This is a genomic window from Wolbachia endosymbiont of Drosophila bocki (assembly GCF_028982005.1).
Taxonomy (GTDB): domain Bacteria; phylum Pseudomonadota; class Alphaproteobacteria; order Rickettsiales; family Anaplasmataceae; genus Wolbachia; species Wolbachia pipientis.
This window is the reverse complement of sequence record NZ_JAPQLG010000140.1, coordinates 1-9,029: the sequence shown is the minus strand read 5'-3', so window position 1 is coordinate 9,029 and position 9,029 is coordinate 1. Positions and strand designations below refer to the sequence as shown.

General features: G+C 36.3%; 6 protein-coding genes and 1 pseudogene. 3 read left to right on the top strand and 4 right to left on the bottom strand.

What is annotated here, in order from left to right:
- The 4 genes and pseudogenes from OZD61_RS03100 to OZD61_RS03085 form a co-directional block, all read right to left on the bottom strand.
- Positions 1-241 (bottom strand): annotated as a pseudogene (locus tag OZD61_RS03100) (hypothetical protein); the annotation flags it as partial.
- Between the two features lie 30 nt (positions 242-271).
- On the bottom strand, positions 272-880 hold the full coding sequence (locus tag OZD61_RS03095; RefSeq protein WP_010962368.1) for an SCO family protein: 609 nt from the start codon (positions 878-880) through the stop codon (positions 272-274).
- Between the two features lie 44 nt (positions 881-924).
- Positions 925-1,620 (bottom strand): DNA polymerase III subunit epsilon, encoded by a 696-nt coding sequence (gene dnaQ / locus OZD61_RS03090; RefSeq protein WP_065094937.1) that lies wholly within the window; start codon positions 1,618-1,620, stop codon positions 925-927.
- 17 nt (positions 1,621-1,637) lie between these two features.
- Entirely contained in the window at positions 1,638-2,288 is a 651-nt protein-coding gene (locus OZD61_RS03085) for a Tim44/TimA family putative adaptor protein (RefSeq protein ID WP_010962367.1), read from the bottom strand.
- A 164-nt stretch (positions 2,289-2,452) separates the two neighbouring features.
- Here OZD61_RS03085 and secB point away from each other — a divergent pair, with 164 nt between their 5' ends.
- The 3 genes from secB (at position 2,453) to putA (ending at position 8,823) form a co-directional block, all read left to right on the top strand.
- Positions 2,453-2,956, top strand: a complete 504-nt coding sequence (gene secB / locus OZD61_RS03080; RefSeq protein ID WP_274979808.1) for a protein-export chaperone SecB — start codon at positions 2,453-2,455, stop codon at positions 2,954-2,956.
- A gap of 14 nt (positions 2,957-2,970) precedes the next feature.
- Positions 2,971-5,556 carry an aconitate hydratase AcnA gene (gene acnA / locus OZD61_RS03075; protein WP_274979807.1) on the top strand — a complete coding sequence of 862 codons (2,586 nt, stop codon included), beginning with the start codon at positions 2,971-2,973 and terminating at the stop codon, positions 5,554-5,556.
- Between the two features lie 126 nt (positions 5,557-5,682).
- Positions 5,683-8,823 (top strand): bifunctional proline dehydrogenase/L-glutamate gamma-semialdehyde dehydrogenase PutA, encoded by a 3,141-nt coding sequence (gene putA / locus OZD61_RS03070; protein WP_274979806.1) that lies wholly within the window; start codon positions 5,683-5,685, stop codon positions 8,821-8,823.
- The last annotated feature ends 206 nt before the right edge of the window (positions 8,824-9,029 follow it).

Sequence of the window (9,029 nt, the reverse complement as noted above, 5' to 3'; positions counted from 1 at the left end):
ATGCAACAAAGCCCACTGGAATCCAGAAATTTTGCTTATAACTGAGCTGATGAGCTAAAGGTAGTTGTCTTACGCTAAAACAAACGTTTTTAATTAAGTTGCATAGAAGCTGGATCCCAGTGTCTGGGCACTGGGATGACACCCCACTGGTGGGAATTGCTCCCAAACTACAACGTTCGTACAGTTGTGTGTGTCTTCCCATGGAGATTGCTCTCAAATCATAATGCTCATGCAGTTGCATGCTCGACTAATTAACAGAAAAATCTATAATTCAGTTTACGTATTTTCTTATCTCAGCCAAAATCTTATCAGATTGACTTTCGTCTGAATTTAAATCAGCTGCAAAGTGTGTAACATATTTTCCTCCAGGGCCAATAAGGTACATTATTGAAGAATGGTTGATTTCTTCTTCTCCACCAACTTTGCTAGCATATACTTTATACTTTGCAATTACTTCGTCTATTTTTTCTCTTTCACCAGTTAACATTTGTATTCTGTGGTCAAATTGCTGCTGAAATTCTTTAAGTCTTTCCGTGCTATCGCGCTCAGGATCGACTGTGATGAAGAATGTTTGTAGCTTGTTGTTAGTTTTCTCATCTAACTTTGCAAGTGTTTCTGAAATTATTCCAAGGTTCATAGGGCAAATTCTTTTGCATGAGGAAAACCCAAAGAAAATCATCATGTATTTATCTTTAAAATCACTACTGCGCAAGATCTGTCCGTCCTGATTAATTAAAGAAAAATCTCCGCCTATCTTAACTTCTGCGTTGTGAATCGCTGCTGGGGCAAATATGCCTTTTTTAGTGAAATAACAATAACCTAAAAAAACAACTGCTAATGCTGCTAGCACATTAGATAATAATCTTATAAACCTTACCATTAGAATGCTCTCAGTAAAATTGAATTGTATCTTTATTGGTTAACCTATTCAATATATTTATTCCAAAGTGTATTGTTAATTTTGTCTAACAGTTTCTTATGTTCATCAATTTCTTCACTATTTGGTAAATGTTCTCTGGGAGTTAGATTACGTACTTTATGCTGAACGAATGTGGAGTTACTGTCCTGATTGCATTCATTATCAAACAGAAAGGTTTGTAACCCTCCTGTAAGTTCAACATATACCTTTGCAAGCAATTGAGCATCAACTAGTGCTCCGTGCAATTCTCTATTCTCTAGCGATATATCAAAACGCTTACATAATGCATTCAAAGAAGCAGGTGATCCTGCGAATTTTTTCCTCGCAAGAGGTAATGTATCTAGCACTCTGTCTGAGGAAATTAACCCAGCATTCAGCTTGCTTAACTCCATGTTAAGGAACTTAACATCGAATTCAGCGTTGTGAATTACCAAAATATCATTAGATATAAAGTCAAGAAATTCAAGTGCAACATCTGAAAATAATGGTTTATCTTCTAAAAATTCTTCACTAATACCGTGAATCTTAAACGAGTGATAAGGTATATCTCTTTCTGGGTTAAGGTACCGATGGAATACTTTACCTGTTGGAATGCGGTTAATTAATTCCACACACCCTATTTCAATAATTCGATGACCAGATTCAGTGTCAAGACCTGTCGTTTCAGTGTCAAGTACTATTTCGCGTAGCTTGCTTTCCATTTCAAATAAAACTCATCTTACTTATCATTTGTCTTATCGTTACTTGTCTTTTTATAGTGAATAGAAACAAGCAACCAGCTCGGGTCTGATGAATTAACATTTTTTTTGAATTGCCATACATCCTCAACTTTATTAATAGTGGATGTACTACCTGATATTATATCTCCTTCATTGTTCTTAACGAAGTTAATTTGCTCTGAAAGGAAATATACTGCAATAAACACTGCGTTTTTTACTAGCTTTATTTCTAAAATCTTTTGTGAAACGATAGAAACAATTATAGACTCGTGCACCTCTTTACGATGTTTAATCTTCTCTGCAAAATTATCATATAAGTCTTTATCGAGAAGTGGTTTTAACTGAGACAAATTTCCTTGATTGAAACATTTTATTATTAATTCAAAAGCTATGCTTGAACCTTCTATAAAGTGGGAAATAGAAAAATCTTTGTTTTTTTTTAATATTTGTTTATAAGTCACTTTTATTGAATTTTCATCATTGCTATCAATGTAACCCTCAATGTTTTCTACTACATCTTCTCTACTTCGGCTTACATCCAATACATTAGTTAGCTTTTTTAGGTTGAGGTTGGCTGACCTTCCTAAAGAATTATACAAACGTGAAAAAATGAACGCCGCTAATAAAGCATATATTACAAGCTCTATCATAGTAACTCAACTCCTTGGCATATAAGGTATCCGAACATTATTAATTATTAATGAAAATACGTTTTTCATATCAACTTATAATCAGGTTTGCTATTCGTTTGTAAATGAATATATTATATAAGAAAGTATTAAATATCTCAACTTAATTAAAGGAGACGTAAGAAATGCCACAACAAAAAATGAGAATTCACGGTCAATATGTTAAAGATCTATCATTTGAGAATCCGAATTCGCCATTCCTTTCTTCTAGTAAAGCTCCAGATATTAATGTAATGGTTAATATCAATTCAGCAAAATTAGAAGGGACGAAAAACAAAGAAGAAGTGAATGAGGAAAAATCTTTCCATGAAATTACTTTGCATATAGAAGTCAAAGCAACGGTAAAAGATGAAGGCACAAAGGATGGCGTAGCTTTCATTTGTGAAACGAAATATTGTGGCATTTTTTCAATAGAAAATTTAAAAGAGTTGAGTGAGGAAGAAGTAAGACAAGCTTTGTTTATTGGTGGACCTACTTTTCTTTTTCCTTTTGCAAGAGAAATAATTGCAAGAGTTACAAGTAGTGGTGGATTTCCCCCACTGATGCTAGATCCTATAGATTTTGAAACTATGTATGAGCAGCAAGGTCAACAACAAAAAAGTAACGGTAGTAATTCCAATTTTAACTAATATAGTGTGATAGGATGAACAATTCTTTAAACGCAAAAACGACTTTAAACATTGACGGGAAGTCATACAACTATTTTAGCCTAAGTAGTGCTAGTGAATTTTTAGGGACAGATGTAACTAAATTGCCCTGCTCACTTAAGGTGCTGCTTGAAAATTTATTGCGTAATGAAGATGGAGTAAACGTAAAGCTGGATGACATAAGAGTACTAGCAGACTGCGTTAATAAACACACTAATCACGAAATTAGCTATAAACCAGCAAGGGTGTTGATGCAAGATTTTACAGGGGTTCCTGCTGTTGTTGATCTAGCTTCAATGCGGAGCTATGTTAAGAAAAATGGAGGAAACCCGAGCAACATAAATCCTTCTGTACCGGTTGATCTTGTGATTGACCATTCTGTTCAAGTAGATAATTGTGGAAGTGTTTCCGCATTCAGTAAGAATGTTGAGCTAGAAGTAAAAAGAAATTTGGAGAGATATCAATTTTTAAAGTGGGGAGAATCGTCCTTCACAAATTTTAGAGTAGTGCCGCCTGGCACAGGGATTTGCCACCAAGCGAATCTTGAATATTTAGCGCAAGTTGTGTGTAATAATGATGGAGTCATATATCCTGATACTTTAGTTGGTACTGACAGCCATACTACAATGGTTAACGGATTATCAGTTCTTGGTTGGGGTGTTGGAGGCATAGAAGCTGAGTCTGTGATGCTTGGTCAACCAATTAGTATGGTGATTCCAGAAGTAGTTGGATTTAAATTAATTGGCAGATTGTCGGAAGGAGTAACTGCGACCGATTTAGTGCTGACGGTTACCAATATCCTAAGAACAAAAGGCGTTGTTGGTAAGTTTGTAGAATTTTATGGTGATGGTTTAGATTATTTATCTTTGGCAGATAGAGCCACTATAGCAAATATGGCCCCGGAGTATGGCGCAACTTGTGGATTTTTTCCAATTGATCAAAAAACGCTAGATTATTTAAGCTTAACCGGAAGGCCAGAAAAGCTGATTAAGCTAGTTGAGGCTTATGCGAAAGAGCAAGGACTGTGGCGTAGTAGTGACAAGTTAGCATTTTTTGACACACTAGAGCTTGATTTATCAAGCGTGGAGCCAGTAATGGCTGGTCCCAAAAGACCACAAGATAAGGTTTTTCTTTCACAAGTGGCAGAGTCTTTTTCTAAATCATCTTTAGTTAATGAGTCAAAGGAAAGCGATAAACTCCAAGATGGAAGTGTAGTTATTGCAGCAATAACAAGCTGCACTAATACTTCTAATCCAAGTGTGATGATTGCTGCAGGTCTTGTAGCTCGTAATGCAATTAAACTTGGATTAAAATCAAAGCCTTGGGTTAAAACTTCTCTTGCTCCAGGGTCACAAGTTGTAACAGAATATTTAGAAAAGTCTGGATTGCAGGTAGATCTAAATGCTTTGGGTTTTAATCTAGTTGGATATGGTTGCACAACTTGCATTGGGAATTCTGGTCCACTTAATAAAGATATAGAAGATGGCATTAAAAACAAAAACTTAACCGTTGCTGCAGTTTTATCTGGCAATCGTAACTTTGAAGGAAGAATTCATCCGTTAGTCAAAGCTAATTACTTGGCATCTCCGCCACTTGTTGTTGCATATGCACTTGCTGGTACTGTGCAAACTGATTTGACAAAAGATTCAATATGCAAAGATAAGAATGGAAATGATGTCTATCTCAAAGATATATGGCCAACAAACAATGAAATCGAAGATTGCGTTAAAAGTGTGGTAACACGTGAGATGTTCATACAAAAGTATAAGGATGTTTTTTCTGGTGATGAACATTGGCGAAAGATAAAGTGTGAAAAAAGTGAAATCTATAATTGGGATGCAAATAGCACTTACATACAAAATCCGCCCTATTTTGATAATTTATCACCTAAAAATAATAAAATCGATATAAAAGGCGCACAAATATTGGCAATGTTTGGCGATAGCGTAACCACTGACCACATTTCCCCTGCTGGAAATATTGCCTCAAGTAGTCCTGCAGGTATATATTTAAAAAATCTTGGAATTGAGCCACAGGACTTTAATTCGTATGGGTCTCGTCGTGGTAACCACAATGTAATGATGCGTGGGACTTTTGCTAACATTAGAATAAAAAATGAAATGGTAAGCATCGAAGGCGGCTATACAAAATACATTCCTTCTCAAGAAACTATGTCGATTTTTGATGCAGCAATGCGCTACAAGGAAGCTCTCATCATTGTGGCAGGAAAGGAGTATGGCACAGGTTCAAGTAGGGATTGGGCAGCAAAGGGTACTTTATTGTTGGGGGTTAAAGTTGTCATTGCAGAAAGCTTTGAGCGTATACATAGGTCCAACTTGGTCGGCATGGGTGTTCTTCCACTTATATTCCAAAATGGAATAACCAGAAAGATATTTGATGGTAGCGAGGTAATAAGCATAAAAGGTGAAATAGTGCCAGGTGGAAATCTAGAATGCATCATCAAAAGAAAGGATAATTCAAAGCAATCAATTCAACTCAAATGCTGTGTACAAACCGCAACTGAGACTAAATACTTGATGTGTGGCGGAGTGTTGAGCTACATACTTGCACAATCCTTTTAAAGTTATTGCATGGACTTCTTTTAGCCAGCCCTGGTCCCTTTGTAAATAGCAATTTGCTCTGCGCAAAGTTATGATATAATTTCACTATGCATATGGTGTCGGAGTATTTTTTGGAGATAATTATATATGATAAGCTCTATACAAGAACCTAATGAACTCAGAAAACGTTTACAAGGATTTTATCGTACTGATGAAAAGAGTTATATACGTTATCTTGTAGAAAAAGCAGAGCTTTCGGCTGATTCAAAAAATAGAATTTATAATATTGCAAAACAAGTTATTGAAAAAATCAAACACAATAAATTAAGTATTGTAGATTCCTTTATGCAGCAATACTCGCTTTCCAATGATGAAGGAATAGCATTGATGTGCCTTGCTGAATCGCTACTTAGAATACCAGATGATTATACAATAGACGAGCTAATCAAAGATAAAATTGCCAATCAAGAATGGAGTAAATATTTAGGATATTCTTCTTCATTGTTCGTCAATGCTTCCACGTGGAGTTTAATGATAGGTAGCAGTATATTGAGAGATAATGAAGGCGATTCGAAGTTCTATTACGCAATTTCTAAGTTACTTAAGAATTTAGGAGAACCGATCATTCGCAAAGCAGTAAAACAAGCAATGTCTATGCTTGGTAATCATTTTGTTGTTGGAGAAACCATAGAAGAAGCTTTAAGGTACGCAAAACTAGATGACAATAGTAAGTTTTTATACTCTTTTGATATGCTTGGCGAAGCTGCTCACACAACTGAGGATGCAGAAGAGTATTTTAATTCATACATGCACTCAATAAAAGCTATAGGTGAATCCACTGAAATAAATGATTGTTTTAAATCCCATGGAATTTCAATCAAACTTTCTGCTTTACACCCACGTTATGAATTTAGTCAATTTGGCCGAATTGCTGGTGAGATATTCACTAAGGTTTTAGAGCTCTGCCGCGAGGCAAAAAAATACAACATTTCACTATGCATAGACGCAGAAGAAACAGAAAGGCTTGAAATTTCCTTAATCTTGTTTGAACAATTACGGCTTGATGAATCACTTTCTGAGTGGGAAGGGCTCGGCTTGGCTGTACAAGCATATCAAAAACGTGCTTTGTCTGTTCTTGACTTTGTAGAGGATGTTGCTATTCGATCAAATCATAAAATTATGGTGAGGCTTGTAAAAGGTGCATATTGGGATTCAGAAATCAAGCGTACGCAAGAATTGGGATTAAATGATTACTCAGTATTTACAAGAAAAAGCTATACTGACGTATCTTACCTCGTGTGCGCACAGAAACTTTTGAGTAAACCAAACAGCTTTTACCCATGCTTTGGAACTCATAACGCCTATACTTTTGCTTCTATCATGGAACTTGCTGATAAAAACCACCCTGGATTTGAATTTCAACGCTTACATGGAATGGCAAAAGACTTATATGATTATGCAATGTCAGAGCTTGCAACAAATGTTAGCTGTCGTGTCTACGCACCCGTTGGGGAACATAGTGACTTGTTGCCTTATCTTATAAGACGCCTTCTTGAAAATGGAGCTAATAGTTCGTTTGTTAATCAAATAAGTGATCCTAACGTTAAAATCGATGAGTTAATTTCAGATCCACTGGAAAAAGCTATAAATTTTAATTATGAACCTCATCCAGGCATTCCATTACCACAAGATATTTTGGAACTAGAAAGAAAAAATTCCTTGGGGATGGATATTAGTGATTCTGTGATAGTCTCACAATTTGCAGATGATATAAAGGGTTTTAGTGAAAAAAAGTGGCAAATTGGACCAATAATTGATGGAAAAGCACTATTTGATAATGCTGAATTTATCGAAGTAGTGAATCCTGCACATTTGGAAAATGTAATTGGAGAAGTGTCAAGTGCAACAAGCGATCAAGCTTTAAACGCTCTTGAAATAGCACACAGTGCTTTTGCTAAGTGGCAGAATGTTTCAGCAGAAGAGCGCGCTAAATGCCTTGAAAAAGCTGCAGATTTGCTTGAGGAAAGGATGAAAGAGTTAATTTACATTCTGATTGTGGAAGCAGGAAAAATTTTATCCGATGCAATAGCAGAAGTAAGAGAGGCAATCGACTTTCTGCGTTATTATGCAATGATAGCAAAAAATGAACTGAGCGACTGGAAAAAATTGCCGGGCCCAACAGGTGAAGATAACTTCATCTTTTTTGAAGGCAGAGGAGTTTTCTTATGCATATCACCGTGGAATTTTCCGCTCGCTATCTTCATTGGGCAGGTCTCAGCTGCACTTGCGGCAGGTAATGCAGTGCTGGCAAAACCGGCAGAGCAAACGCCGATTATTGCCTACGAAGCTGTTAAGATACTACATGAAGCTGGGATACCAAAGAATGTGTTACACCTCATTCCTGGGGATGGTGGATATTTAGGCAAAATATTAGTTCCAGACAATAGAATTGCCGGAGTAGCTTTTACTGGCTCAACACAAACTGCTCAAATAATCAATAAAATGCTTGCAAATAGGGATGGTCCTATTGTGCCACTTATTGCTGAAACAGGAGGGCTCAATGCTATGATAGTTGATAGCTCTGCTCTTTTAGAGCAAGTGGCTATGGATGCTTTGCTTTCTGCGTTTCGTAGCAGTGGTCAACGCTGTTCTGCACTTAGAGTGCTGTTTATTCAAGAGGACATAGCAGAGAAGCAGATAAAAATGATATGCGGTGCAGCGCAAGAACTCAAGATTGGTGACCCAATACAACTTAGTACTGATATTGGTCCAATAATTGACAAAGCATCTATCGATATGCTAACTCAACATACGCAAAAAATGTCAGAGGACGAAGATTCAAATCTGTTATTTAAAGTACCCATGGATACAAATTCTCATAATGGTTATTTCTTTCCTCCATATATTTATGAAATACAAAAAATTTCGCAATTAAAGCAAGAAGTATTTGGTCCTATTTTACATATCATACGTTTTAACAAGTCAGAATTAAATGAAGTTATAAGTGATATAAATAGTACTGGATATGGACTCACGTTTTCTTTGCAGAGTCGTATACAAAGTCAAATTGATACTATAAGTAAAAAAATATCAGTTGGAAATGTCTACATCAACCGTAACCAGATAGGTGCAGCAGTTGGGATACAACCATTTGGTGGTAGAGGATTATCTGGCACTGGGCCAAAAGCTGGTGGTTCTCATTATTTACAGCGTTTTTCTACAGAAAAAGTTGTAAGTGTTAACACTACAGCATTTGGTGGTAACACTACACTTATGTGTTTGGATTAATTTGCAGGCCCTAATTTTTCTTACCCCTAAACTAGACGTTCGTGCAGTTATGTACACAGCGCTAAAATCCGAAAAGGACCAGCTCATGCACTGAAATAAATCGTATCCATTCAGCCAATGACGTCAACTTAAGAATTTTCATTAGCAAACTCTCCTAAAGACATGATGGCGTTTAGGCTTATCTACTTTATTGCGGCTGTCCCGGT

What these genes read in the sequence shown, in the direction of transcription:
- OZD61_RS03095 (WP_010962368.1), bottom strand. Translation starts at nt 880, where the DNA reads ATGGTAAGGTTTATAAGATTATTATCTAATGTGCTAGCAGCATTAGCA.
- dnaQ (WP_065094937.1), bottom strand. Translation starts at nt 1,620, where the DNA reads ATGGAAAGCAAGCTACGCGAAATAGTACTTGACACTGAAACGACAGGT.
- OZD61_RS03085 (WP_010962367.1), bottom strand. Translation starts at nt 2,288, where the DNA reads ATGATAGAGCTTGTAATATATGCTTTATTAGCGGCGTTCATTTTTTCA.
- secB (WP_274979808.1), top strand. Translation starts at nt 2,453, where the DNA reads ATGCCACAACAAAAAATGAGAATTCACGGTCAATATGTTAAAGATCTA.
- acnA (WP_274979807.1), top strand. Translation starts at nt 2,971, where the DNA reads ATGAACAATTCTTTAAACGCAAAAACGACTTTAAACATTGACGGGAAG.
- putA (WP_274979806.1), top strand. Translation starts at nt 5,683, where the DNA reads ATGATAAGCTCTATACAAGAACCTAATGAACTCAGAAAACGTTTACAA.